The sequence below is a fragment of the Halorussus marinus genome (genome assembly GCF_004521895.1).
GTDB classification, from domain to species: domain Archaea; phylum Halobacteriota; class Halobacteria; order Halobacteriales; family Haladaptataceae; genus Halorussus; species Halorussus marinus.
The window spans coordinates 91522-116147 of sequence record NZ_SBIR01000008.1 but is presented as its reverse complement, the minus strand read 5'-3'; the positions used below and the strand labels follow the sequence as shown (position 1 = coordinate 116147).

The window sequence follows — 24626 nt, the reverse complement described above, 5'->3', positions numbered from 1 at the left end:
TTTGCTCCCGGACGCAAACGTTTGCGTTTACGGTTCCGTAGACGTGTTCGTAAACACCGGCGCCCGCGGCGTTCTCTCTGGCGACGTTGCTTCGAAAGAATGTACCTCGTGTACCCCTACCCGAGGTAATTTTAGCCACTCACCCCCTACGTATATGTTTTGTGCTTACCGAGCCGATTGCGGGCCCTCGACGGCCTCGACGGCGGTCTGAGTCGGCCCGTCGAAGACGAACTCGGTCCCGTGCCCGACGCCGGTCTCGTTGGCGAACCCGCGTTCGAGTTCGACTACGTATCGGGCGTCGCCGTCGCTCCGGTACCGATCGAGTTCACCCTCGTCTTCCGGCCCGGGCGTCGCGTGCTCGACGTTCAACACCGTGCCGTCGGGCGCGACGAAGATGATGTCGAGGGCGACGAGCGTGTTTTTCATCCAGAACGAACGTCGGTCGGCGCCGTCGTAGACGAACACCATGCCGTGGCGGTCCGGGAGCGACTCGCGGTTCATGAGCCCCTCGCGGCGCTCTGGCTTCGTGGCGGCGACTTCGAGGCTCACCGTGACGTTCCCGCGGTCGGTGACGAAGGTTCCGGTGACGTTGCCGCCGTCGGTCGTCGTGGCGTCGGGGAGCGACGCCTCGCCCCCGAACGACTCGCCGATCCCGAGACCCAGACAGCCTCCAAGCACCACGAGCGCTCCGAGCGCGACCCCGCCGAGCAGTTTCATACCCACGAATTCGCCCGTGCGACCAAAAAACTGCACCTCAAATCGCGACCAGCGCGAACCCGACGACCAGCGAGACGGTGACGAGCAACTGGACCGCCGCGGAGCCGAGCACGCCCGCGGTCGCGAACAGCCCGGCCCTGACGCTCCGGGTCGGCTCGCGAGTGCGGTAGAACTCGGCGAGAAACACCACGACGGTGATGCCGACGACGAGCCCCGCGGGGCCGGCGACCACCGCGAGCGGGAGGCCGGCGACCGCGGCCAGCACGGTGGTCTTGGTCGAGGCGCCGCCCGCCTTCGCCGCGAACGCGCCGGCGAAGTGATCTGCGACCATCGCGCCGACGCCGACGAGCGTGAACGCGACCAGCGCGAGCGGGCCGGGCGTCGCGTACCCGGTCGACCACCAGTAGAGGTAGATTCCCACCAGCGATAGCCCCGCGCCGGGGACCATCGGGACGACGCTCCCGACCACGCCCGCGAGCAATAGCGCGACCGCCACGACGAGCAGGAAGTCCATGGTGTTACGTAGGAGGTGGCGACCGTTAGCGGTTCCGCAAAACCGCCATCAATCACGCATACGTTTGCGTTTTCGTTTACGCTATCGGAAACTATCATCTTCCGCGGAGATGTCTGACGAAGGATTAAGTGAGGTGTTTGCGTTTGCGCAAACGCAAATCATGTCTCGGTCCATTCGCGCCTGTACCTTCCTCGACAAGGGCGGCACCGGGAAGACGACCACGGCGGCCCACCTCGGGGTCGCGCTCGCCGAACGCGGCAAAGACGTGTTGCTCGTGGATCTCGCGGGCAAGCAGGGCGACCTCGTCAAGCACTTCGGCCGCTGGGCGGCGGTCGAAGATCAGATCGCCGCCGAGGACGACTGGCCGAACATCTCGACGGTGTTCCAGGACCAGTGGGACGCCATCGCCGAGAAACTGGGCGAGGCCGCGGTCGAGGATCTGATCCTCGACACCGAGGAGGGCGTGGACCTGATTCCGGCCCACCCGGGACTCGACAGCCTCGACGCCGAACTGGGCAACGTCGACGACGCACAGGACCGCTACTCCCGGTTCGACGCGTTCCTCGACGAGTACATCGAACCGCTGGGCTACGACGCGATCCTCATCGACCTGCCGGGGCTGACCAACAACGTCAGTTACAACGGCCTCTGGGCCGCCCGGAACGTGATCGTCCCGGTCGAGATGGGACCGTTCGAGTCCGAGCAAGCCGAGGCGCTCCGGGCGGACCTCGACAAGATCGCGACCAACTTCGACGTGGACGTCGACCTCGCGATGGTGCTCCCGAACAAGGTCGACAGCCGGACGAAACTCGCCGAGGAGTACCTCGACGCGTTCGCCGAGGCCTACCCCGACGCGGTCGCGCCGGCCCACGTCCCGGTGAGCCAGGACATCCGGAACGCGGCCGATCGGGGCCAGACGGCGTTCGCCCTCGACGAGCCCTCGACCACGGCCGAGCGTGCCCGCGAGGCGTTCCTCGAAAACGCCGACGCGCTTCTCGAGCGCCTCGACGCCGAGCCCGCGGCGCCCGTCGGGGGTGAGCGCGCGTGAGCGACCCCGACCTCGAAGAGCTCCGCCAGCAGACCCAGCGCACCGACCGCCTCGACCAGTCGACGACCGTCGACGACGGCGATCTGGTCGAGGACCTCGTCGACGCGCTGGCGGCCATCGAGTCGGGCGAGCAGGCCAAGACGTTCGCGGCCCGCGACGAGTCGGTGACCGCGCTGCTCACGATGCTGGCCGACCGCGAGGACGAACTCGCCGACGTCGGCACCTCGCTTCAGGAGGCGCTCGGCCGGGACGTCGACCCCGAGGCGCTCGATCGTAGCGAACTCGTCCGGCTCGCGGTCCGGCTCGGGCTCCGGGAGGCCGCCCCGGAGTACCTCGAACTGCTCGCCGACGCGTCGGCCGAACACGCCCGCCGCACCGTCTGAGTTCTCGACACCGTTCCCAGCCCCGCCCGCGCTCGTTTCTGATCGTCCGTCGGATCAACGCGCTTACAATCCGTCGCAACCACTAAACGAAATCGTAAACGAGAACGCAAACACAAACGCAAACGCAAACGAAAATAATTCTGGAAACGGATTCGTAAACACTGTTCCCCGCGATTAATAACCGATGACGGCGTATCGTTCGACGGCCGATGACCGACGACCCGCCGAGCTTCGACATTCCTCGCCGCCCGGAGCGACGCTTCCCGCAGGAGGGCGGCGTCGAGTACGAGGGCGGGACGGTGTTTCAGCTCACGCCCGACGCCGAGCGCTCGAACGACGAGCTCGCGACGCTGGTCGAGCGGGTGCTGGGCGCCGACCGGTACACGTACGGCGACTGGTTCGAGCTCCCCGCGCCGGTCTATCTGGTCCACGACGAGCGCCACGGGACGGCGTTCCGGGTCGTGGTCCGGTACGGCACCGTGGAGTTTCACGTCCTGCCCGAGACGGCGTCGGCCGCCCTCGAAGCGCTCCACGGCCGGCTCCGGGACGCGAGCGACGTCGGCTGGCGGGTCGACTGCGAGACGTCGTCGGGCTGACCTCGCGGTACCTTTTTGTCGGCTCCCCGGCTGCTCAAACGTAATGAGCCTCCCGACCACCGACGACGACTGCCAGCTCCGGACGGTCGACACCGAGTCGAACATGTGGGACCTCGCCGAGGAGTCGGACGTGTCGACGGCGCGGCGGGCGTACCCGAGCGGCTGGCTCTGGCTGACCGGGCAGGGGACGGTCACCGCGCTGGTCGATGCCCTCGCTGGGGCCGACTCCGACGCCAGATACGGCACCGACGACCTCGCGTCGATGGCCGACTGCGACCCCGACGCGGTCGACGAGGCGGTCGAGTCGCTCATCTCGCTCGGCGTGCTGATCGCCGAGGAGGGGACCTACCGGGTCAACGACTGCGGCGTGGTGTTCGACGCGGTCCGGGCCCTCTCGTCGGCCGTCGAGTCGACCGGCGCCCCCGACGACGAGTCGGGCCTCCGATATCTCGCGGACCGCGACGCGGTCCGGGTGATGGTCGACGCCCTGCTCGGCGCGAGCCCGGACCAGACGCTCACGCAGGAGGACATCCACCGCCTGACCGGCGTCTCGCGGAAGGCGGTGTGGGTACACGTCGAGAAACTGGTCGACCTCACGGTACTGCGCGCGACCGGCGACGAGTACGAACTCGTCACGGACAGCACGGTGCTCCGTCGAGTTCAGGCGCTCGACGCCGCGGTGGTCGGCGCGGCGCTGGCGCCGTCACACCCCTAGTGTTCCGCGGGCGCCTGCTGGCCGTCCGGATCGACGTACTGGGCTTCCCACTCGCGGCGGGCCTCGATCTCCCGGGTCCCCCGGCGGGTGAGCGTGTAGTAGTTGGTGCGGCGATCGCGCTGGCCCTTCTCGACGAACCCCTTGTCGACTAACGTGTCGAGGTTCGGGTAGAGTCGGCCGTGGTGAATCTCCTTCTCGTAGTAGGTTTCGAGTTCGTCTTTGATCGCGAGCCCGTGCGGTTCGTCCAACCCCGCGATGACGTACAGCAGGTCGCGCTGGAACCCTGTGAGGTCGTACATCGTTTCCCCTGCTACATGGAAGTCATCGAACCGACATAATACTGGTGGCCGTTTCGTTCCGCCGAACGTGTCACGGCCGAACAACTCGAAAATCGCGGGACGCTATCGGCTCGGATCGGTTAAGCGTTCCATACTCACGGATTCGATCCAGACGTCGGCGACCGTCGAATCGCCCGACCGGTTCGCCCGAGGGATGCCGACGACCCGGACGGTCTCGCCCGTCGACACCGACCCGGCGAGATCGTGTTCGAGCAGTGCGGTCGTCGTCTCGTCGGGGCGGTCGGGATCGCGGAAGACGACCTCTTGGGCGTCGACGTACTCGCTTGCCTCCGGCGCGAACGAGAGGTAGCCGACCGAGTTACACCGCGGACACTTCTCGTGGGCGCGAAGCCGCCGGCCCGGTTGGGCGACGTGTTTGGTGACCGCCTCGCACTTGCCACATCGGAAGCCCGCCCGGATCACCTTGGGTCGGATCGGCGCCGTCTCGGCGACGATCCCCCGAAGCGTCCGGAGTTCGTTGAGGTGGTCGGCACCGAGGTCCGCGAGCGCGAGTTCGCTCTCGGCGGGGAGATCGGTGAGCCGCAGGTAGACGTCTTCGAGGTCCCGGTCGTGGTCGTGGCCGGCCACGCGGCGGAGCGCCGCCTTCCCCGCGCACAACACCTCGTCGGGGTCGGCCAGCAGCGGCCGGACGAACTGGTAGTCGTGGCCCACACGGTCACAGCTCACCGACAGCGAGCGCCGGTCGGGGTACGCCGACACGAAGCGCCGCACGTCCGACCGGTCGCGGTACGCGTACTCGTACCACTTTTCGGTCAGGTCGCCGCTACGGGCTAACATGAGTGGTCACACTCGCTTGGCGGTCTTTGTTACGCGCCACCTGTTCGGGCGCTCGCGGCGATAGCGCCGGCCTGAAGCCGGGGGCACCGACGGAGACGGGCGTCCGACCGGACTCATTTTCGTTTACGTATACGTTTACGAAAACGAATCCGTCTTCGGAACCGGTCTCGAAGCTTATCACGCCGACCGGCGTACGCCCGGTATGGTCGAGAGTCCCTTCGACACCACGTTCCGGGTCGGCGAAGTGGTCGACGCCGAATCGTTCCCCGAGACGAACAAGCCCGAGATGGCGAAGCTCCGGATCGACCTCGGCGACGAGACGGTGGGGTCGGTCGCCCAGACGGGCTACAACTACGAGCCGGCCGACCTCGTCGGCCGGCAAGTGCTCTGTGCGACCGATCTGGGCTCGGTCCGGATCGCGGGGTTCGAATCGGAGGTGCTGACCGTCGGCGTCCCCGACGCGGACGGCCACCCGGTGCTCGTCGGACCCGACGAGGCGGTTCCGGTCGGCGGGACGCTGTACTGACCTGTCACTCGCCGTGGGCGGGTCATCGGCGAGTCGGGGAGCGCGGTCGTGTGGCGAGCGACCGGCCAGTCGTCCCCGCCCGAACGCCGGCAATCGGGGGTACGGGCCGGGTAGGACTCGCGTAACTCGGGGCGGGCCACCGCCACGCGGTGGGTGTTCACTCGGTCACGTCGTCGACGTCGCCCTCGCTCGCGCCGGCCTCTTGGGCCCAGACCGTCTTCGCGTTGACGAACTCCCGGATGCCGTGTCGGGAGAGCTCTCGACCGTACCCCGAGTCGCCCACGCCGCCGAACGGGAGCCGCGGGTCCGACTTGACCAGTTCGTTGACGAACGTCATCCCGGCCTCGAGGCGGTGGGCGACCCGCTTGCCCCGGTCGAGGTCGTCGGTCCAGACCGAGGCCCCGAGCCCGAGGTGGTGGTCGTTGGCGAGTTCGACCGCCTCGTCCTCGTCGGCGACCTCGAACACCGCCGCCGCCGGGCCGAACACCTCCTCGATCGCGGCCGGCGAGTCGCGGGGGACCTCGGTCAGCACGGTCGGCGGGTAGTAGAACCCCTCGCGGTCGAGCGGCTCGCCCCCCAACTCGAGGGTCGCGCCCGCCTCGACGGTGGCTTCGACCTGCTCGTGGACGCCCGCCATGAGGTCCTCGCGGGCCTGGGGCCCGAGGTCGGTGTCCTCGTCGGTCGGGTCGCCGACCGTCAGCGACTCCATCTCGTCGACGAACCGGTCGACGAACTCGTCGTAGACGTCTGCGTGGACGACGAATCGCTTGGCCGCGATACACGACTGGCCCCCGTTGATGGTCCGGGCGACCGCGGCGGTCTCGGCCGCCCGATCGAGGTCGGCGTCCTCCAGCACGACGAACGGGTCCGAGCCGCCGAGTTCGAGCACCGACTTCTTGAGGTCCGCGCCCGCGGTCTCGGCCACCGATCGGCCCGCGGCGGCGCTCCCGGTCAGCGTCACCGCGACCACGCGGTCGTCCTCGATCACGCCCTCGGCGCGCTCGGAGTCGACGAGCAACGACTGAAAGACCCCCGCGGGGTAGCCCGCTTTCTCGAACACGTCCTGGATCGCCTCGGCACACCCCGGCACGTTCGAGGCGTGCTTGAGCAGGCCGACGTTGCCCGCGGTGAGATGGGGCGCGGCGAACCGGAACACCTGCCAGAACGGAAAGTTCCACGGCATCACCGCCAGAATCGGTCCCAGCGGCTCGTAGGAGACGTACGTCTCGGCGAACGGCTCGCTCCCCAGCCGCTCGTCTTGGAGGTGTTCGGCCGCGCGCTCGGCGTAGTAGTCACAGACCCACGCGCACTTCTGGACCTCCGACCGAGCCGACGCGACGGGCTTTCCCATCTCGGTGGTCATCAGTTCGGCGTACTCGTCGACGTTCTCCCGGAGCACCTCGCCGGCGGCCGCGAGCAACTGCTGGCGCTCGCCGATCGGGACGGTCCGCCACTCCGCGAACGTCTCGACCGCGCGATCGAGGGCGTCGTCGACGGCCTCGGCGTCGTCGTTCGCGACCGGGTCGAGCGCCTCGCCGGTCGCGGGGTTGATTCTGTCCATGAGCCACGGTGGTACGCCTCCCGTCGGCTTGTAGCTTCGGGGCGGGACGCCGACAAACCCCGCCGAGGGCGCCCGAACGACCCCGGTAACGACGCGTTTCGGCTCGTGGGTTTTTGTCGCTGGACGCGGTACTCCGGCCAACGGGGACGGGGCCGTAGATGAACGTCTTGGAGAGCTTTCGAATCAGTTGGCGCAACATCCGCGAGCACAAACTCCGCTCGACGCTGACCACGCTCGGGGTCATCATCGGCGTCGCGGCCGTCATCACGTTCGTCACGCTGGGGGCGAGCCTCCAGCAGGACATCGTGAGCACCGTCGCCGGCGGGAACGCCGCGACGATGTACGTGAGCGCCCAGTCGCCCGGCGACAGTCAGGTGCCCTCGCTCGGGGGCGCCGGACAGGTAGTGTTCACCGAACACGACGTCGAACGGATCTCGTCGCTCGACGGCGTCGCCGTCGCGGTCCCGGAGAGCGGCATCGCGGCCGCCTCGATGAGCTACAACAACTCCTCGGTCGCCCGCCAGTGGGTGACGGTCACCTCGCCGGGCTACTTCCGGGTCCGGGGCCTCGACTTCGTCGCGGGCCGGCCGTTCAGGCGGGGCGAGCGCGAGGTCGTTTTGAACCGCCCCGCCGCCCGGATGTTCGGCGGCGGCAACGTCTCGGTCGGCGAGAACGTCAGCTTCACGCGCGCCGCCAACGGCGAAGTGCTCAACGCGACCGTGGCCGGGATCATCGAGCCGACCGGCGGCGGGAGCGTGCTCGGAATTCAACAGGGGCCCCAGCCCCAGATCTTCGCGCCGAGCGATCCCTACTACATCCGGACGGCGTACAGCCCGAACGTCCGCGACCAACAGCAGGTGTTCGGCCGGATCCTCGTGATGGCCGACTCGACGCGACGCGTCGAGGCCGTTCAGGGACGCGTGTACAGCTACCTCGGCCAGAGCTCCGACGCCCGGAGCCACAAGCCCGACACCTACGAGTTCCGAGTCACGACACAGGACCAGATCATCAAGCAGGTCGAACAGCTCACCAGCACCTTCACCGCCTACATCACCGGGATCGCGCTCATTTCGCTGATCGTCGGCTCGATCGGGATCGCCAACATCATGCTGGTGAGCGTGACCGAGCGGACCCGCGAGATCGGGATCATGAAGGCGGTCGGCGCCCAGAAGCGCGACGTCCTCCAGCTGTTCTTGCTGGAGGCGGTGTTGCTCGGCGTTCTCGGGTCCGCGCTCGGGGCGGCGGTCGGCCTCCTCGGCGGGTATCTGGGCGCGCGCGCCATCGGACTGCCGCTGTCGTTCCAGCCGGTGTGGTTCGCGGCGGCCGTCCTCGTCGGCATCGTCGTCGGCGTGCTCGCCGGGCTCTACCCCGCGTGGGACGCCTCGAAAACAGACCCAATCGACGCGCTCCGCTACGAGTGACCCGACCCCGAACGGTCACCAACCGTTTACGACTCGACGCCGAACGGTCGGCGTAATCACTGGATAACAAAGACCGGCCGCGACCAATCGCCACCGAGAGCGCGCGTCCGACTCGGACGCAGGATCACCTCCCATGACCGAACAGAACCTCGCAGGCGAGACGACGGTGCGAGAGCGCGGCGTCGCGAGCGAGCTGTTCTGGCTCGCGCCCGCGGTGCTGTCGGCGGTCTGTCTCGTCGTCGTCTATCTGGAGACCCACCCGTACCCCTCGTTCGGGGCAGGGCTCTACATGCTCATCGCCGAACGGATCGCCGAGAACGGGTACGCACTGCCCGAGACCATCCCCCACTACACCGACGAGGGCGTCCCGTTCGCGTACCCGCCGCTGATGTTCTACGTGACCGCGGTGATCCGGGAGCTGTCGGGCGCCGGTCCGTTCGCGATCAGCCGGGTGATCCCGGGCGTGGTGACCGTCGCGTACCTCGTGCCGCTGTATCTGCTGGCCCGAGACCTGCTCGAGTCGCGGCCGCAGGCGGCGGTCACCACGCTGATCGTCGCGGTCAGCCCGCCGGTGCTCCGGTGGCACATCTCGGCGGGCGGCATCGTCCGCGCGCCCGCCTTCCTGTTCGCGCTGTCGGGACTCTACGCGGGACTGCGCCTCTACCGCGACCGCGACAGTCGGTGGGCGGTCCCGTCGCTGGCGCTGTTCGCGCTGACCGCGCTGACCCATCCCGTCTACACCGTGTTCTTCGCGCTGTCGTACGTCCTGCTGTACCTGCGGTTCGACCGGACCGCGTGGGGGCTCAAGCGCGGGCTAATCGTCGGAGTCGGCGGCGTCGCCCTCGCCGCCCCGTGGTGGACGCAGGTGATGGCCGCCCACGGCGTCGGGGTGTTCACCGGCGCGGCGGGCACCCACGGCGGCATCGGCGGCGGCCTGCCGACGGTGTCGGACTTCATGAGCGTCGACATATCGCTGGTGGAGATGCTCTGGCAGGCGATTCCGCTCGCGGGGCTCTTCTACCTGCTCCGTGAGCGTCGGTACTTCCTGCCGGCGTGGTTCCTCGGGGTCACCGTGACGCTCGGTAAGCCCCGGTTCTCGTTACTCGTCGGCGCGTTCGTCGTGGCGGTGCTCCTGATCGAGGGCGTCGGCGGATGGCTGGCTCGCGGCTCCGGACCCGCGGTCGGGAGTCGGAGCGTCGTCACGGTCGCGCTCGTCGTGCTCGCGGCGGTCGGGGTCGCGTCCGGCGCGATGTACGTCTCCGGCGAGGTGAACGCTCACTCGGGCAGTCCCTCGCTCCCCCAGTTCGTCGACGGGACCGACGAGGCGGCGATGGCGTGGGTCGAGCGCTCGACGGCTCCCGACGCCACCTTCGTCGTGCAGGGCGACGCCGCCGAGTGGTTCCCCCAGCAGACACACCGGACGATGCTCGTCGGGCCGTGGGGCGTCGAGTGGAAGGGCGACGAGCCTTACACCCGACAGCTGGAGCTGTTTCGGGACATCTCCTCGTGCAACAGCGCCCAGTGTATGACCGCGACGCTGTCGACCGCGGGGGTGAGCCCCGACTACGTCTACCTCCCGAAGGGCCGGTTTACGGTCCGCGGGATGGAGTTCCAGCGAACGAGCCAGCTGGCGATGTCGATGCACCTCTCGCCGCGCTACGAGATCGTCTTCGAGAACGACGGCGTCATCGTCTTCGAGACGCTGGACGACGCCGACGGCGGCGGCCCGGCGTGACGGCGGCGCGCGGCCGCGCTCAGAACAGCGGGTCGAGTTCGCCGTCCTCGTCTTCGATGAGGTCGGTCGTCTGCTCGTCGCTCTCGGCCCGGAGCTCGTCGATGTTGTCCTGGGCCTCGATCGCGACCGACTGGAGTTCGTCGACCCGCGGCACCTCCGAGACGCCCGACAGCAAGACGACGCCCGCGACGTGGTCGGCGTCTCCGACCGGGTAGTCGCCGCCCCGGACCTCCATCGACTCGGTCTCGCGTTCGAGCCACTTGCGGCTCTTCTCGATCCCCTTCCGATTGAGGTACCGAGAGGGGCCGCTGGCGACGAACAGCGACCGCTCGGCGCTCTCGATCTCGCAGGGTAGGGTGAGCCGACCGAGCGCCGCCTTCCGGACGAGGCTGGTGAGCCGGTTGGTGGCGTGGGTCGCGTCGACGCCGTCGTCGCTCGTGAACCGCGAGAGCAGGCCGGTGTCGTTGTCGACCGCCTCGGCGGCGTAGCCGACGGTCGAGACGCCGCCGGTCGAGAGCGTGTTGATGATCTCGCTCGAATCGACGACGCTCTCGCCGACCTCGCCGCCGTCGCCGACTTCGCCCGCGCCGAACAGGATGCCGAACCGTCGGACGATCTCCTCGTTGATCCGGTCGTAGCCCGACCCCATGCTCTCGCCGGACTCGCGCCACGCGTCGTTGTCGAACACCAGCAGATTGTCGACCTCGCGGGTGAACGTCTGGAACGACCGGGCGGCGTTCAGGGTGTAGATGCCGCCCTCGTCGCGGGCCGGCAGGACGCCCAGCCCGTACACCGGTTCGGTGTAGATCCGTTTGAGGTACTTCGCGAGGACGGGCGCGCCGCCCGACCCGGTGCCCCCGCCCATCCCCGCGACGATCAGGAACGCGTCGATGTCGTGGATCGGGACGTTGTCGATGGCGCTCTGGACCTCGTCGATGTCCTCTTCGGCCAGTTCGGCGCCGAGTTCGTTGTCGGCGCCGACGCCGTGGCCTTTCACCCGCGACTGGCCGATCAGGACCTGATTGTCCTCGGGGACGTACTCCAGTCCCATCAGGTCGGCCTTCGCGGTGTTGACCGCGACCGCCGAACGGACGGCCTGACTCCCGGTCCGTCGGTCGTACTCGATGAACTTGTCGACGATCTTCCCGCCGGCCTGCCCGAAGCCGATCATCGCGAGTTTCACGCCGACCACCCCCGCGCGGTCAACGGACTCCTGTCGATCGGGTGGACGCCGCCTGCGGTCGATACACGCGCCCCGTACTGAGTGATACTCATTCCGTAGCCCCCGAACTCCGGGACCACGCCCCGCGGTATAAATCCTCAGTACGGTTTTGCCCCGCGAGCCGGGGCGCCGTCTCACAGGTCCGACGTAACCCGAGTAGGGTCGGCCGACGGTCGACCGACGCCGCGGCTCGCCCCGGCCGCCCGATCGCCGGCTTCGCGTTGCGCCCGCCAGTGGGACCCTCGGATCGGACGTAGGCGGGGCTTATCCGTCGCCGAGCCGGTACGCGTCGACTTCCTCGCCCGTCCCCGTGTCGCGCTCGGCCGCGGTGTCGAGCGCGTCCCGAAGGAGTCGTTCGCCCGCGTCGAGATCGACGTTCCGGTCCGCGCCGTCGAGGATGCCGACCGCGAACTGCGCGCCGCTCCCGAGCGCCGCAGTCGGATCGGTGCGGACGCCGCCGTCGGCGCCGATCGCCCGGATCCGGGGGACGCCGTCCTCGTCGCGGGCCGCGACGACCGCCTCGACGCCGAGTTCGCCGGCGAGGTCGGACGCGACGCTGGCGAGGCGGGTGAGAGCCATGGGGTCGTCGTCCCGGGTCTCGTGGTCGCGTACCTCCGACCGGAGCCGGCGCTCGAACTCCTCGACGTCGCCGCCGTCGCCGACGGCCGCCGCCCCGACCTCGTCGAAGTCGAAGACGTAGCGCTCGTTTTCGGTCTCGACGGTGCCGCCCTCGCTCCGGAGCCGGTCGCCCGCGAGGACCGCGCCCCCGTCCACTTCGACGCCGAGAATCGTAGCCATACAGACCCGTTCGTCGGCGTCGGGCAAGTGCGTTGTTGCCGACCGTCCGGCTTGCGGGACCGTCGTCCGGATCGGGGACCTGCCGGACGGCGATCGATTCGACGCCTGCGGACCCGCGAAGCGGCCTCGCTTGCCGGAAGATACATATCTAAGTTGTAAATACAACTGGTGGGATACATGTCGACGGCGACGATCCGCGGTACCATCTCCGGGCTCGGCCGGCGGGCGAACCCCGCCTTTGCGGTGGCGGTGGTCTTCGTCCCGCTGGCGGCGCTCGGCTACGCCGTGACGGTCGCATCGATCCAACAACACACCTACGTCCACGTCATGACGGGCGTGCTCTGGACCGGCATCGACATCTTCATCGGCGCGGTGCTGGGTCCGGTCGTCGGCGGCCTCGACGACGAGCAAAGCGCCGCGGTGTTCCGGCGGCTCACTCCAAAGACCGCGTTCTTGCTCCCGTCGCTGGCGTTCGTCACCATCGCGGGCGGCATCACGCTGGCCCAGCGCATCGGAATGTTCCCCCACGCCGAGCCGTGGCTCGCGCTGTTCACCGCCGCGAACCTCCTCCCGATCCTGCTACTGCTCGGCCGGCGCCTCGACGCCTACGGCGACCGGCGGTGGCAGGCGGCGTTCGCGCTCGCGGCGGTCGGATCGCTCTCGTGGGTCGGGGTCACCGTCGGCGACCTCCAGATGACCACCCCGACGATCGCGGTCGCGCTCGGCATCGTGACGATCCTCTCGGTTCAGGGCTTTGGCTTCCTGATGCCGGGCGAACTCCGGATGTACCGGGAGATGAAGTCGGCGAACCCCGACCCCTCGATCATCGCCGCCATCGGCAAGCAAAACGCGATGCTCGGGGGCGTCCAGGGGCTCTTCCAGTTGCTTCTCATCCTCGATATGGTGTATCTCCGGTACGGCGGCTTCCCGTTCTGAGGGCGTTGGCGGGCGGGCTACAGCATCGCGCCCGCGACGCCGAGCGCGAACGCGACCGCCGCGAGCGCGACGAGGCGGGCGTTCGCACCGTCGCGCCTCGGCTCGCGGTCGCCGTCCGTCCCGAACGACCGCCACCCGAGCAGGATCCCCGCGCCGACCGCGATCGCGGCGAGCGACCCGACCGCGCCGGCGAGCGCCGCGAGGTCGGCGACCGATCCGACGCCGGTCCCGAGCGCGTCGAGCGCCGACTCGCCCGTCGTCCCGAGGAGCGCGAGGCCGGTGAGGAGGGGCGCGATCCCGACCGCATTTCGTGACTCCATGCTAACACGTTCCCGCCCCGGCGGGGAAAGCGTTGGGGTCGACCTTTCGACGCGCGAACCAGAATCCCCTTTCACCTCCGGTCCCTAGGGTCGGGCGATGGACGACACCGGACGCCTCTCCCGGCGGCAGTTCGCCAAGGCCGCGGTCGCCATCGGCGGCGCGTCGGCGCTCTCGGCGTGTCTGAGCCGTTCGGACTCGCCCGACGTGCCGGCGGGCCCCGAGGACCTCTCGTCGGTGCCCGCCCGCCAGCACGCGTGGAGCGACGCGCTGGCGACCGACGACCACGGCAACGACCGCCCGCCGCGCCACCACGTCCTGTTGTTGCTGGACTACGCCGGCGACGGCCAGCCGACCGACGCCGACCGCGAGACGGCCGCGTCGGCGTTCGAGAGCCTCGAACGCGCCTACGCCCGGCGCCACGACGGCCTGCTTTTCACCGTCGGCTACTCGCCGTCGTACTTCGAGCGGTTCGACGCCGACCTCCCCGAGTCGGTCGACCTCCCCGAACCGGGACCGCTCGCCCCGTTCGAGGACCCCGAACCAGACACCCGCGACGCCGCGGTCCACCTCGCCAGCGACCACCCGTCGGTCGTGCTGGCGGCCGAGGAGGCGCTGGTCGGCGAGGCGTCGTCGGCCAACGGCGTCGAGATGGCCGCCGACCTCTCGGGGGTGTTCGACCGGGGCGACCGCCGGACGGGGTTCGTCGGCGACGGCCTGCCCGCCGACAATCAGGACGTCCGGGGCGTCCCCGACTCCGAGCCGGTGCCCGAGGACTCGCCGCTCTACATGGGGTTCAAGTCGGGGTTCGAGAAGTCTCAGGCCTCCGAGGACCGGGTCACGATCGAGTCCGGGCCGTTCGCCGGCGGGACGACGATGCACGCCTCCCGGATCCGGCTCCAGCTCCAGCAGTGGTACGAGCAAGACAGCCGGGACCAGCGCGTGGGCAAGATGTTCTGCCCGGTCCACGCCGAGGAGGGCCTCGTGGAGGGGCCGGGCGACAACCTCGGTACCTCCGCCGGGATGGACGAGCGGGGCTGTCCCGCCCACGCCACCGACCACGCCCGCGAGAAGGGGATGGTCGGCCACTCCCAGAAGTCCGCCCGCGCCCGTGAGGACGGCGACCCGATCATCCTCCGGCGGGACTTCGACTCGACCGACGACGACGAGGCCGGTCTCCACTTCGTCTCGCTCCACCGCTCGATCGCCGACTTCGTGGACACCCGCGAGGCGATGAACGGCACCGACATCGCCGACGAGTCGGCGGTCGGCCAGAAGAACAACAATGGCATCCTCCAGTACATGGAGGTGCTCCGGCGCGGGAACTACCTCGTCCCGCCCCGACAACTGCGTGCGTTGCCGCCGGCGCGACCGGCGTGAGCCGTCCGGCGTCCCCACCATCCGGACACATTGGCCGCACGCCGAACCTCTTTATCCCCGGACTTCCCACGCACCCTCATGCGCAAAGTGCGATTTCGCGACCCGGCCGGGAGCGTCCGGACCGGCGAGCGGACCGACGACGGCGTCGCGTTCGGAAGCCGAACGTACGACGAGAGCGAGGTCGAGATCCTCCCGCCCTGCGAGCCCTCGAAGATCGTCTGCGTCGGGCTGAACTACCACGACCACGCCGACGAGCGCGGCAAGGACGTGCCCGACCGGCCCCTGCTCTTTCTCAAGCCGCCGAGCGCGCTGTCGGGCCACGGCGACACCGTCTCGCTCCCCGACGGGAAAGAGCGCGTCGACCACGAGGCCGAGCTCGCGGTCGTCGTCGGCGAGCAGGCCCGGAACGTCGACGCCGACGAGGCGATGTCGTACGTCGAGGGATTCACCTGCATGGACGACGTCTCGAACCGCGACGATCAGGACCGCGAGCAAAACTGGGTCCGCGGGAAGGCGTTCGACAACTCCGCGCCGCTCGGCCCCGTCCTCGCGACCCCCGACGAGATACCCGACGACGCGAGCGTCGAGCTCCGGGTGAACGGCGAGACCCGCCAGTCGTCCTCGCGGGCGGAGTTCATCTGGTCGGTCCCGGAACTCCTCGAAGAGATCACGACCTACCTCACGCTCGAACCCGGCGACGTGGTCTCGACCGGGACGCCCGCCGGGGTCGCGCCGCTGTCGGACGGCGACGAGGTCGAGGTCGAAGTCGAGGGCGTCGGGACCTTGCGCCACGGCGTGCGCTCGGAGTGAGCCGGCGACCCACGCCCGTCGGTCAGCGCCGACTCCCCGCGTAGGACATCTCGATTCGTCCCCAGAGCCGGTAGCTCAGAAGCAAGCCGACCAGCGGACCGAGCCACGAGAGCCCGGTCCGGAGCAGTCGCCCGAACGGGTTCGGCTCGGTCGTCCGCGCCCCGTAGACCCGGTAGTAGCGCCCGTTGTCGACCCGGATCGGCGTCTGCGGGACTTCGATCTCACGGGGGGCGACGGCGCGTCCCTCCTGCGCGGCCTCGACCGCGACCGAGGGGGCGTCCGGGCGCTCGGTCGAGGCGTCGATCGAGACGCTCCGGAGCGCCTCCTCGGCTCCGACCGGTTCGAGCGCGAGGTCGAGCCGATACATCCCGTCCTCGTTGCGCGCCGACCGGTTGGCGACGTAGGCGGTCTCGTAGACGACGCCGTCGGCCTGCGCGTAGCCGTATGGCTCTATCGGGACCGAGTGGCTCGTCCCCGGATTGCTGGTGTAGATCTCGGAGGGGACCGTGTTGTTCGACGCGAGGTACTGCTCGAACGCGCAGGGTCGGACCGCCCACGCGGTCGTGCAGGCGATCTCGTCGCTGACAGACGCCCCGAGCGGGACGCCCGTGTCGTTCGCGTACGCGATTCCACTTTCGTCGTCGATCACGACCTCGGCGCGCTCGTAGACGTACGTCTCCGCGCCGAGGCTCGTCGCGGTGAGCCACAGCGGCGCCGTCAGTAACGCGAGCGCGAGGATCGCGAGGAGCGCGTCTCGCTGGAGGGTCGAGAGGCGGCGTTCGGCGGGCACGTTCGAACGACGGTGGTCGGGCGCCCAAGTAACTTCCCGAACTCATCCGGTTTCGACGCGCGTACCAGAATCCGTATTTCCCCGAGGCCGCTACGCTCGGATGATGGACAGACGCGACCTACTGGCCGCCGGCGCGGCGCTCGGGACAGCGGGGCTCGCCGGCTGTGCCGGGCTCTTCGAGACCCAGTCGGCCCGGCGCGGGCAGTTCACGACCGTCGAGGACCGCGGGCCGCAGGTGTATCATCCCACCCACAGCGACGGCATGACGATGATCGGATCGGGCACCGACGGCCGGTATCGGCTCGGGCTGATGTACAGCTACGCCCACGCCTTCTGGACGATTACCGGCTCGGACACCAACCGCGCCGACGTGGGCGACGAGGAGACCGTCCACCTGATGGCGACCGTCTGGGACGACGAGACCGGCACCGTCCTGCCGAGCGCGAACGTCTCCGCGGAGGTGCTGAAGGGGGGCGAGACCGTCGACTCGCGGAGCCTCTGGCCGATGCTCTCGCAGAACATGGGGTATCACTTCGGGGACAACATGGTCCTCGACGGCGACGGCACCTACACCGCCCGGATCGAGGTGGGCGCGATGCAGGCCCGCCGACTGGGCGCGCTCCGGGACGCTTTCGACGAGGGGGCGACGATCGAGGTCGAGTTCGACCACGAGCGCTCGACGATCGGCGACCTGCCCTACGAGGAGTTCCCCGACGAGAAGGGAAACGCCGGGGCGCTCGATCCCGCGGAGATGGACGCCCCGATCGCGCAGGTCCCCGAACCCGACGCGCTCCCCGGAACGGTGCTCGGATCGGCGACCAGCGGCGACGCCGAGTTCGTCGCGTTCCGCCCGGACGACGCCCCCGAGTTCGTCGACGGCGGGGCGTACCTCGCGGTGTCGCCCCGGACGCCGTACAACCGCTATCCGCTGCCGTTCATGGGGTTGGCGGGAACCCTCTCGCGGGGCGGCGAGACCCTGTTCGAGGACAGATTCGAACCCGCGGTCGGTCCCGAGATCGGCTATCACTACGGCGCGGGCGTCGAGGCCGTCGAGTCGGGCGACTCGCTCGCGCTGACGGTCAACACCCCGCCGGGAGTCGCGCGCCACGAGGGCTACGAGACCGCGTTCATCGACATGCCCGAGATGGACCTGACGCTCGAAGCCTGATCGGTAGGCGTTCGGCGTAGTCGTCTCTGGATATGACCGCGTCTCGCGCCGGCGTCGATGGCCGAACCGACCCGGGCGCGGCGACGCCGGCGGTCTCGGCTCGGACGGGCGCCGATAAATAGGCAATATTTGCCTATAAGAAAAGAAGAAATTGCACATTCATTGCAACCCCGGTGGGGGTTCCGATGCCAAACGACACTACGCGCCGCGCGTTCCTCGTGGGGACGGGGACCGCGGCGACGGCGTTTCTGACGGGGCGTGCCGGGGCGACAACGAGCCAAGAGACTACCACGGCCGGGGGCCAAGAGACCACCACCGGCGACGGCGCCGACCAGCAGTTCGACTTCCCGGTGACGACAGACGTGCTTCTCGACGAGGGGTTCGAGACCGGGAACATCGAGGATCTCGAACGGATGGAAGAGCGCGAGGAGCCGCGATACGGCGGGCCGGTCGAGGAGACGCCCGAGTCCGAAGGCGATCTCATCGATCCCGACCGGCTGACGTTCTCGCTCGCGCCGACCGAGGACCCGGCGGTGTATCAGGACACGATGCAACCGCTGCTCGACAACATCGCCGAGGAGACCGGGAAGACCGTCGAGTTCTTCCCGCTGAACTCCTACGCCGCACAGGTGGAGGCGATGCGGTCCGAACGGCTCCACATCGGCGGGTTCTCGACCGGAACGGTGCCGTTCGCGGTGAACCTCGCGGGCGCGGTGCCGTTCTCGATCCAGGTGTCCGACGAGGGCGACTTCGGCTATCGGCTCTGGGCCATCACGCAGGCCGACAACGACGAGATAAACAGCGTCGAGGACTACGCGGGCAACACCATCGCCCACACCGAACCCACATCGAACTCGGGCAACCTCGCGCCGCGGGCGATCTTCGAGGACCAGTTCGGCGTCGTGCCGGGCGAGGACTACGAGGTCGAGTTCTCCGGGGGTCACCAGCAGAGCGCGCTCGGGGTCGCGAACGACGACTACGCCGGCGCGCCGGTGTGTAGCACCTGCTACGCCCGCGTGGTCGACGCCGACCAGATCGATCCGACCCAGATCAAGTGCGTGTTCGCGAGCCGGCCGTTCCCGACCACGGGGTTCTGTTACCGGTACAACCTCACGCCGGAGCTTCAGGAGGGGATCCGGGCGGCGTTCCTCGAGTACGACTACTCCGATACCTCGATCGCCGAGCAGTTCGAGGGCCGGGGCCAGTGGATCGACGTCGACTACGCCAGCGCGTGGGACGTGATCCTCACGATCCAAGAGGCCAACGAGGTCGAGTACGAGGAGGGCGAGATCGGCGAGTGACCGCCGGGCGGTCACCGCGGTCGGGGCCGAGGCCCGGCCGCGACGGATGCAACTTATTTATCATAGAAGAGCATTACGTTTCGGTAGCTGCCGAGAGCCGTATCGGGAGCGGGGGAGTGGACGCATGCTTACTGTCAGTGACTTACACAAGACCTACGAGACCGGCGACGAGGCGCTCGGGGGCGTCTCGATGGAGGTGTCGGGAAACGAGATCGTCGCCATCGTCGGCCCGAGCGGCGCCGGAAAGAGCACGCTCATCAGGTGTATCAACCGTTTGACCGAGCCGACCGCCGGGGAGGTGTGGCTCGACGACACCGAGATCACGGGCCTCGACACCGCCGAACTCCGGAAGGCACGGCGGGACATGGGGATGATCTTTCAGGAGTTCAACCTCGTCGAGCGGCTCACCGTGATGGAGAACGTCCTCTCGGGGCGACTCGGCTACACCAGCAACTGGAAGGCGCTCCGTCGGAAGTTCGCGGGCGAGGACGTCCAGCGCGCCTACGAAATCCTCGATCGAGTCGGGCTCGGGGGGTACGACAACAGCCGCGCCGACGAGCTGTCGGGGGGCCAGCGCCAGCGGGTCGGCATCGCGCGGGCGGTGATCCAGCGCCCCAAGATACTGCTGGTCGACGAGCCCACCAGCAGTCTCGACCCCGAGACCTCCCGGTCGGTGATGGAGCTACTGACCGACATCGCGACCGACGACGACATCCCCGTGCTGATCAACATCCACGAGATCGATCTCGCGATCGACTACGCCAACCGGATCGTCGGGCTCTCGGACGGCGAGGTCGTCTTCGAGGGGCCGCCCGAGGCGCTCGACGAGGAGGGTCGGGACGTGATCTACCGCGGCGGGGAGTCGCGAGTCGGCCGGGCGGCGCCCGACGAGACGACCGACTCGCTCACCACCGAGAAACGGGAGTGATGGGATGTCGCTCGAAGAGCAAACGTCGACCGAGTACGGCTCGTGGGAGCGTCCGAGCGCCTTCTACAACAAGTACATCAAGTGGGTCATCTACGGACTCATCGTGGTGTTCGTGGTCTGGAGCATGTGGGACATCCGGATCTCGTTCGCCCGGTTCGTCGCGGGGATCGACGCCGCGGTGGATCTGGTCCAGAACATGGTGCCGCCCGAGCTCACGCCCCGCAAGCGCGAACTCCTCGTCGAGGGGCTCGTCGAGAGCATCAACATGTCGATCGTGGCGACGGTCATCGGCATCCTGATCAGCCTCCCCGTGGGGTTTCTCGCGGCCGAGAACCTGATGCCGTCGTCGGTGTACTACGCCAGCCGCGGGGTGATCTCGATTTCGCGGTCGTTCCACGAGCTCATCGTCGCCATCGTCGCGGTCAAGGCGGTCGGGTTCGGCCCGCTGGCGGGCGTGATCGCGCTGTCGTTCAAGACCATCGGGTTCTTCGGGAAACTGCTCGCCGAGGAGCTCGAAGACATCGACAGCGGCCAACTCGACGCGATACGGGCGGTCGGCGGGAGCCGGTTTCAGGTGTTGCTGTACGGCGTCCTCCCGCAGGTGTTGCCGCGGATCGTCGGACTCAGCATCTACCGGTGGGACATCAACATCCGCCACAGCACCGTGGTCGGCATCGTCGGGGCGGGCGGGATCGGCGTGACCCTGCTCAACTCCTTCCAGAAGTACGATTACGACTTCAGCCTCACGATCATCCTCGCGATCGTCGCGATCGTTCTCGTGGGCGAGGCCGTCAGCGCGATCGTCCGCAGGAGGGTCCAGTGATGGCCGCAGAATCAGACGATCGCGAGTGGCGGCGGTTCTCGCCGACCCAGCGGGCGCTCCGCGCGCTCGGGGTCGGACTCGCCGTCGCCGCCTTCGCGGTCTCGTGGCGGGCGCTTGACATCAACTACGAGTACGCCGCGACCGCGCCGCGGGAGACCTACGATCTGCTCAGCCGGATGTACCCGCCCGACCTCGGGTACGTCACCGAGATCCTCCCGCCGCTGATCGAGACGATCCACATCTCGATCCTCGGGACCGCGTTCGCGGTCCTGATCTCGCTCCCGATCGCGTTCCTCGCGGCCGAGAACACCTCGCCGAACCGGGCGACCTACTACCTGGGGAAGTTCATCGTGTCGTTCACCCGGTCGGTGAACGTCATCATCTGGGCGCTCATCTTCGTGGTGCTGTTCGGGTCGGGCGCGCTCGCGGGCGTGCTGGCGATCGCGGTCCGGTCGATCGGGTTCACCGCGAAGCTCATCGCAGAGGGAATCGAGGAGATCGACCACGGGCAGGTCGAGGCGATCCGAGCCACCGGCGCGAGCCCGTTTCAGGTGCTGATGTACGCCATCGCGCCCCAGATCAAGCCCGCGTTCGTCGGCGTCTCGACCTACCGGTGGGACATCAACGTCCGGGCCTCGACCATCATCGGGTTCGTGGGCGCCGGCGGCATCGGAGTGGCGCTCACGACCAGCATCAACTCCTTCGCGTGGGACAACGTGCTGACGATCCTGATCGCGATCCTCGGCGTGGTCGTCTTCAGCGAGGTCTTCTCGGCGTACATGCGCCGGAAGGTCCGGTAGCGAGACCGCCCCGGACTCGGTCCCCGGCCCCTCGCGGGCCGGCGGAACTCAGACCGCGCCCGCGCCGTATCGCTGAAGCCCGTCGTAGTCGGCGATGAGCCCGTCGACCCCGGCCTCCTGTAACTGCTCGGCCTGCCGCCACGTCTGGACCGTCCAGACGTTGACCGCCCGGCCGGCGTCGTGGGCCTCCGCGATCAGGTCGACGTCGGCGAACGTCTCGGGTTCCTGACCGTCGTAGTATTCGTTCCCGAAGAAGTCGGTACCTCGGATCATGTTGCGCGGCGGGTGAAGCGCCTCGCAGTCGTACTCCTCGGTGATTGCCAGCCCCTCCTCGATGGAGTCCCAGAACAGAAACGCGATCGGGACGCCGTCGTCGACCTCCCGGACCGCCGCCAGCGCGCCCTCCTGGAACGACGAGACGAGCACCTCGTTGTCGTGGTCCGCGGCGATCGCGAGCGCGTCCTCGGCGAGGTCCATCCACAGTTCCGTCTGGGTCTCGAGCGCCTCGCCGTCGAGGTTCTCCGCGAAGCGGATATCCGCAGAGCCGGGGTTCTTGAACTCGATGTTCACGCCCACCTCCGACGGGATCGCCCGCATCGCCTCCCCGAGTCTGGGGATGGGCTCGTCGGTTCCCAGTACCCGGAGCTCGCGGAGCCGATCGGTCGGGGTCTCCCAGACGTACTGGTCGGCCATCCTCTCGGGGGCGTCGGTGAGCCGCCCGAGCGTGTCGTCGTGAAACACCATCACGTCGCCGTCGGCCGACGGCATGATGTCGATCTCGATCATGTCGGCCTTCACCCGGTCGGCGGTCGGCGGCGACTGGCCGGCGACCGACCCTCGGATCGCCCCGAGGGTGTTCTCCGGGTAGAGCCCGGCGAACCCGCGGTGGGCGACGAGCGACGCGGCGTCCGCGCCGCCTTGGGTCGGCGGCCGTCGCTCGGCGTCCGTCGACTCGTCGGCCCCGCTCGTAGCGCTCGCCGCTCCACCCACGAGAGATGCACCCGTCACTTTGAGGAACGTCCGTCGGGACAGTTCTTGTATTTTCCCCAGCATGACGCCCGAGCTACGCCGTCGCCGATAAAAGTAATTATTAATTCATAGTTTCGTGACCGGGCCGAATCTAACCCCGGACGCGGAGCGCGGTCGGGACCGGCGCGCCGAACGCTTATCCACTCGCGACCCGTACCGGTGGCCCAACGGATGAGCGACTACTCGGGGACGGACGGGAGTTCCCCATGACCTACGACGGTGCGGTGATCGACCTCGACGGCACGGTGTACCGGGGCGGCGACCTGCTCGCCGGGGCCGACGTCGGCATCGAGGCGTTGCGGCGCCGGACCGCCGTCGCGTTCGTCTCGAACAAGGCGATCGAGCGGCGCGCGGACTACGCCCGGAAGCTCACCGACCTCGGCGTCCCGACCGAGCCCGGAGAGGTGCTCAACTCCGGCGCGATGACCGCCGACCTGCTCGCCCGGGAGTACCCCGACCGCGCGGCGCTGGTGGTCGGCGAGGCGCCGCTGGTCGCCGACCTCGAAGCCGCCGGCGTCCGGGTCACCGAGACGCCAGCCGACGCGGGGGTCGTGGTCGCCTCGATGGACCGGTCGTTCGACTACGAGACGCTGACCGCGGCGATGAACGCCCTCGACGGCGACGCCGCGTTCGTCGCGACCAACCCCGACCGGACCTGCCCGGTCGCGGACGGCGAGATCCCGGACGCCGCGGGCATGATCGGCGCGATCGAGGGCGTCACCGGCCGCGAGCTCGACGCGGTCGCGGGCAAACCCTCGCCGACTGCGATGACCGCCGCGACGAACCTGCTCGAGGCCGACCCGGCCGACTGCCTGCTGGTGGGCGACCGGCTCGAAACCGACATCGAGATGGGCGAGCACGCCGGCATGACGACGGTCCTCGTGCTGACCGGCGTGACCGACGAGGCCGACCTCCGGGAGGCGACGGTCGAACCGGACTACGTGCTCGACTCGCTCGCGTCGATCGAGACGGTGCTGTGAGCCCGACCGACCGAACTCACTCGTCGGCCAGCGGCACCGTCAGGACGGGCACGTCGGCGGTCCGAACCACCTTCTCGGTCACGCTCCCGATGAGATACCGCTCGACCCCGCGGCGGCCGTGGGTCCCCATCACGACCAGATCGACGCCGTACTCCTCGATGTAGTCGAGGATCGTCTCGTAGGGGTCGCCCTGCAACACCACGTCCTCGACGTCGACGCCCCGGGCCTGGGCTCGCTCGACGACGTCGCCGACGATGTCCTCGCCTTCCTCGACCAGCACGTCGCGAGCACCGTCGTCGAGCGTGGTCGTGCTGTACTGGTTTGTGTCGGCGACGTACAGCGCGTGGACCGACGCGTCGTACGTCGACGCGATGTTGAGCGCGTTTTCGAGGGCGGCCTCGGTCCCCTCGCTACCGTCGGTCGGGAACAGAACTGTCTCGTACATGGAGGGTCATTCGGGTGATAGCCTTTTGACTGTTTCGCGCCGGTCGGTCCGGACGATCATTCCTCGATTTCCTCGGCGTCGACCAACTGGAACAGATCGTCGTAGTCGTCGGGGAGCTGGGCCCGGACCTGTTCGAGCTCGCTGCGGGCCACGAGCTCGCTCACCAGCCCGACCACCACGCGGCCGTAGTAAGCCGCGTCGGACTCGTCGACGTTCGCGCGGTCGGCGACCCGCTCGACGAACTCGCCGTAGTCGAAGCGCTGGCCCGAGTCGGCGGCTTCGAGGTAGTAGTCGACCTCCATCGGGAGCGGGCCCGCGAGGTCGGTGGCTTCGCCCGGCTGGAGGCGCTCGCCCAGCGTGGTCAGCACGGCTCGCGTCGCCCGAACGGCTCGGCTCTGCTCGGGCAGTTCGAGGCGGTTCTGGACCTGCCCCATGAACTCGTTGTACTGCATGCGTCCCGGTACCACTGTCGGGGTGAAAGGCGTGGCGGCAGGTCGAGGTCGGGACGGCGACGGTAAACCGGTATAAAGCCCGGTTACGGCTCTC

The 24626-nt window shown here is 68.8% G+C and carries 28 protein-coding genes; 16 read left to right on the top strand and 12 right to left on the bottom strand.

The window, feature by feature from the left end; genetic code table 11:
• Positions 1-165: 165 nt before the first annotated feature.
• The gene (locus tag EPL04_RS11815) at positions 166-717 is read right to left on the bottom strand and encodes a DUF192 domain-containing protein (protein WP_134671555.1); all 552 of its coding nucleotides are present in this window, start codon (positions 715-717) and stop codon (positions 166-168) included.
• A 37-nt stretch (positions 718-754) separates the two neighbouring features.
• Positions 755-1231, bottom strand: a complete 477-nt coding sequence (locus tag EPL04_RS11810) for a DUF456 domain-containing protein (protein ID WP_134671554.1) — start codon at positions 1229-1231, stop codon at positions 755-757.
• A gap of 160 nt (positions 1232-1391) precedes the next feature.
• On the opposite strand from EPL04_RS11810, the gene EPL04_RS11805 reads away from it, so the two are divergent.
• From EPL04_RS11805 to EPL04_RS11790, 4 genes are all read left to right on the top strand, one after another.
• Complete coding sequence (locus tag EPL04_RS11805) at positions 1392-2279, top strand: ParA family protein (RefSeq protein ID WP_134671553.1); 888 nt, start codon at positions 1392-1394, stop codon at positions 2277-2279.
• On the top strand, positions 2276-2662 hold the full coding sequence (locus EPL04_RS11800) for a hypothetical protein (protein ID WP_134671552.1): 387 nt from the start codon (positions 2276-2278) through the stop codon (positions 2660-2662). Before EPL04_RS11805 ends, EPL04_RS11800 begins: the two co-directional genes overlap by 4 nt.
• Positions 2663-2871: 209 nt before the next feature.
• Positions 2872-3258 carry a hypothetical protein gene (locus EPL04_RS11795; RefSeq protein WP_134671551.1) on the top strand — a complete coding sequence of 129 codons (387 nt, stop codon included), beginning with the start codon at positions 2872-2874 and terminating at the stop codon, positions 3256-3258.
• A 43-nt stretch (positions 3259-3301) separates the two neighbouring features.
• A complete protein-coding gene (locus EPL04_RS11790) occupies positions 3302-3973 on the top strand; it encodes a hypothetical protein (RefSeq protein WP_134671550.1) in 672 nt (223 codons plus the stop codon).
• Here EPL04_RS11790 and EPL04_RS11785 read toward each other — a convergent pair.
• Both EPL04_RS11785 and EPL04_RS11780 read right to left on the bottom strand, forming a co-directional pair.
• Positions 3970-4272, bottom strand: a complete 303-nt coding sequence (locus EPL04_RS11785; RefSeq protein WP_134671549.1) for a PadR family transcriptional regulator — start codon at positions 4270-4272, stop codon at positions 3970-3972. The two genes, EPL04_RS11790 and EPL04_RS11785, sit on opposite strands and share 4 nt — an antisense overlap.
• 102 nt (positions 4273-4374) lie before the next feature.
• Positions 4375-5109, bottom strand: coding sequence for a minichromosome maintenance protein MCM (locus EPL04_RS11780; RefSeq protein WP_134671548.1), 735 nt, complete (start codon positions 5107-5109; stop codon positions 4375-4377).
• Positions 5110-5311: 202 nt separating this feature from the next.
• Here EPL04_RS11780 and EPL04_RS11775 point away from each other — a divergent pair, with 202 nt between their 5' ends.
• Positions 5312-5635, top strand: coding sequence for a tRNA-binding protein (locus tag EPL04_RS11775; protein WP_134671547.1), 324 nt, complete (start codon positions 5312-5314; stop codon positions 5633-5635).
• Positions 5636-5792: 157 nt separating this feature from the next.
• Here EPL04_RS11775 and EPL04_RS11770 read toward each other — a convergent pair whose 3' ends face one another.
• On the bottom strand, positions 5793-7196 hold the full coding sequence (locus EPL04_RS11770) for an NAD-dependent succinate-semialdehyde dehydrogenase (protein ID WP_134671546.1): 1404 nt from the start codon (positions 7194-7196) through the stop codon (positions 5793-5795).
• 158 nt (positions 7197-7354) lie between these two features.
• Here EPL04_RS11770 and EPL04_RS11765 point away from each other — a divergent pair, with 158 nt between their 5' ends.
• Both EPL04_RS11765 and EPL04_RS11760 read left to right on the top strand, forming a co-directional pair.
• Positions 7355-8617 (top strand): ABC transporter permease, encoded by a 1263-nt coding sequence (locus EPL04_RS11765; RefSeq protein WP_134671545.1) that lies wholly within the window; start codon positions 7355-7357, stop codon positions 8615-8617.
• A gap of 133 nt (positions 8618-8750) precedes the next feature.
• A complete protein-coding gene (locus EPL04_RS11760) occupies positions 8751-10352 on the top strand; it encodes an ArnT family glycosyltransferase (RefSeq protein WP_134671544.1) in 1602 nt (533 codons plus the stop codon).
• Between the two features lie 19 nt (positions 10353-10371).
• Here the strand turns inward: EPL04_RS11760 and EPL04_RS11755 are convergent, their stop codons facing one another.
• Both EPL04_RS11755 and EPL04_RS11750 read right to left on the bottom strand, forming a co-directional pair.
• Positions 10372-11535, bottom strand: coding sequence for a tubulin/FtsZ family protein (locus tag EPL04_RS11755; RefSeq protein ID WP_134671543.1), 1164 nt, complete (start codon positions 11533-11535; stop codon positions 10372-10374).
• Positions 11536-11838: 303 nt separating this feature from the next.
• Positions 11839-12372: a 20S proteasome subunit A/B gene (locus EPL04_RS11750; protein WP_134671542.1), complete on the bottom strand. Its 534-nt coding sequence runs from the start codon at positions 12370-12372 to the stop codon at positions 11839-11841.
• 177 nt (positions 12373-12549) lie between these two features.
• Here EPL04_RS11750 and EPL04_RS11745 point away from each other — a divergent pair, with 177 nt between their 5' ends.
• Positions 12550-13308, top strand: coding sequence for a hypothetical protein (locus tag EPL04_RS11745; protein ID WP_134671541.1), 759 nt, complete (start codon positions 12550-12552; stop codon positions 13306-13308).
• A gap of 17 nt (positions 13309-13325) precedes the next feature.
• On the opposite strand, the gene EPL04_RS11740 is transcribed toward EPL04_RS11745, so the two are convergent.
• Entirely contained in the window at positions 13326-13628 is a 303-nt protein-coding gene (locus EPL04_RS11740) for a hypothetical protein (RefSeq protein ID WP_134671540.1), read from the bottom strand.
• Positions 13629-13725: 97 nt separating this feature from the next.
• On the opposite strand from EPL04_RS11740, the gene EPL04_RS11735 reads away from it, so the two are divergent.
• Both EPL04_RS11735 and EPL04_RS11730 read left to right on the top strand, forming a co-directional pair.
• Entirely contained in the window at positions 13726-15006 is a 1281-nt protein-coding gene (locus tag EPL04_RS11735) for a DUF7405 family protein (protein ID WP_134671539.1), read from the top strand.
• A gap of 78 nt (positions 15007-15084) precedes the next feature.
• Complete coding sequence (locus EPL04_RS11730) at positions 15085-15816, top strand: fumarylacetoacetate hydrolase family protein (protein ID WP_134671538.1); 732 nt, start codon at positions 15085-15087, stop codon at positions 15814-15816.
• A 22-nt stretch (positions 15817-15838) separates the two neighbouring features.
• Here EPL04_RS11730 and EPL04_RS11725 read toward each other — a convergent pair whose 3' ends face one another.
• Positions 15839-16606 (bottom strand): hypothetical protein, encoded by a 768-nt coding sequence (locus tag EPL04_RS11725; RefSeq protein ID WP_134671537.1) that lies wholly within the window; start codon positions 16604-16606, stop codon positions 15839-15841.
• Positions 16607-16709: 103 nt separating this feature from the next.
• On the opposite strand from EPL04_RS11725, the gene EPL04_RS11720 reads away from it, so the two are divergent.
• The 5 genes from EPL04_RS11720 (at position 16710) to phnE (EPL04_RS11700) (ending at position 21626) form a co-directional block, all read left to right on the top strand.
• A complete protein-coding gene (locus EPL04_RS11720) occupies positions 16710-17774 on the top strand; it encodes an iron transporter (RefSeq protein WP_134671536.1) in 1065 nt (354 codons plus the stop codon).
• Between the two features lie 185 nt (positions 17775-17959).
• A complete protein-coding gene (phnD, locus tag EPL04_RS11715) occupies positions 17960-19075 on the top strand; it encodes a phosphate/phosphite/phosphonate ABC transporter substrate-binding protein (protein WP_134671535.1) in 1116 nt (371 codons plus the stop codon).
• Positions 19076-19199: 124 nt separating this feature from the next.
• Positions 19200-20003 (top strand): phosphonate ABC transporter ATP-binding protein, encoded by an 804-nt coding sequence (gene phnC, locus EPL04_RS11710; protein WP_134671534.1) that lies wholly within the window; start codon positions 19200-19202, stop codon positions 20001-20003.
• 4 nt (positions 20004-20007) lie between these two features.
• Positions 20008-20826, top strand: coding sequence for a phosphonate ABC transporter, permease protein PhnE (gene phnE / locus EPL04_RS11705; protein WP_134671533.1), 819 nt, complete (start codon positions 20008-20010; stop codon positions 20824-20826).
• Entirely contained in the window at positions 20826-21626 is an 801-nt protein-coding gene (gene phnE / locus EPL04_RS11700) for a phosphonate ABC transporter, permease protein PhnE (RefSeq protein WP_134671532.1), read from the top strand. Before phnE (EPL04_RS11705) ends, phnE (EPL04_RS11700) begins: the two co-directional genes overlap by 1 nt.
• A 48-nt stretch (positions 21627-21674) precedes the next feature.
• Here the strand turns inward: phnE (EPL04_RS11700) and EPL04_RS11695 are convergent, their stop codons facing one another.
• Positions 21675-22679, bottom strand: coding sequence for a glycerophosphodiester phosphodiesterase (locus EPL04_RS11695; RefSeq protein ID WP_134671531.1), 1005 nt, complete (start codon positions 22677-22679; stop codon positions 21675-21677).
• 182 nt (positions 22680-22861) lie between these two features.
• Between EPL04_RS11695 and EPL04_RS11690 the strand changes: the two genes are divergently transcribed.
• Positions 22862-23635, top strand: coding sequence for an HAD-IIA family hydrolase (locus EPL04_RS11690; RefSeq protein WP_134671530.1), 774 nt, complete (start codon positions 22862-22864; stop codon positions 23633-23635).
• Between the two features lie 16 nt (positions 23636-23651).
• On the opposite strand, the gene EPL04_RS11685 is transcribed toward EPL04_RS11690, so the two are convergent.
• Together EPL04_RS11685 and EPL04_RS11680 are read right to left on the bottom strand one after the other, a co-directional pair.
• The gene (locus EPL04_RS11685) at positions 23652-24080 is read right to left on the bottom strand and encodes a universal stress protein (protein ID WP_134671529.1); all 429 of its coding nucleotides are present in this window, start codon (positions 24078-24080) and stop codon (positions 23652-23654) included.
• Positions 24081-24136: 56 nt separating this feature from the next.
• The gene (locus EPL04_RS11680; RefSeq protein WP_134671528.1) at positions 24137-24532 is read right to left on the bottom strand and encodes a DUF2267 domain-containing protein; all 396 of its coding nucleotides are present in this window, start codon (positions 24530-24532) and stop codon (positions 24137-24139) included.
• Between the last annotated feature and the right edge of the window lie 94 nt (positions 24533-24626).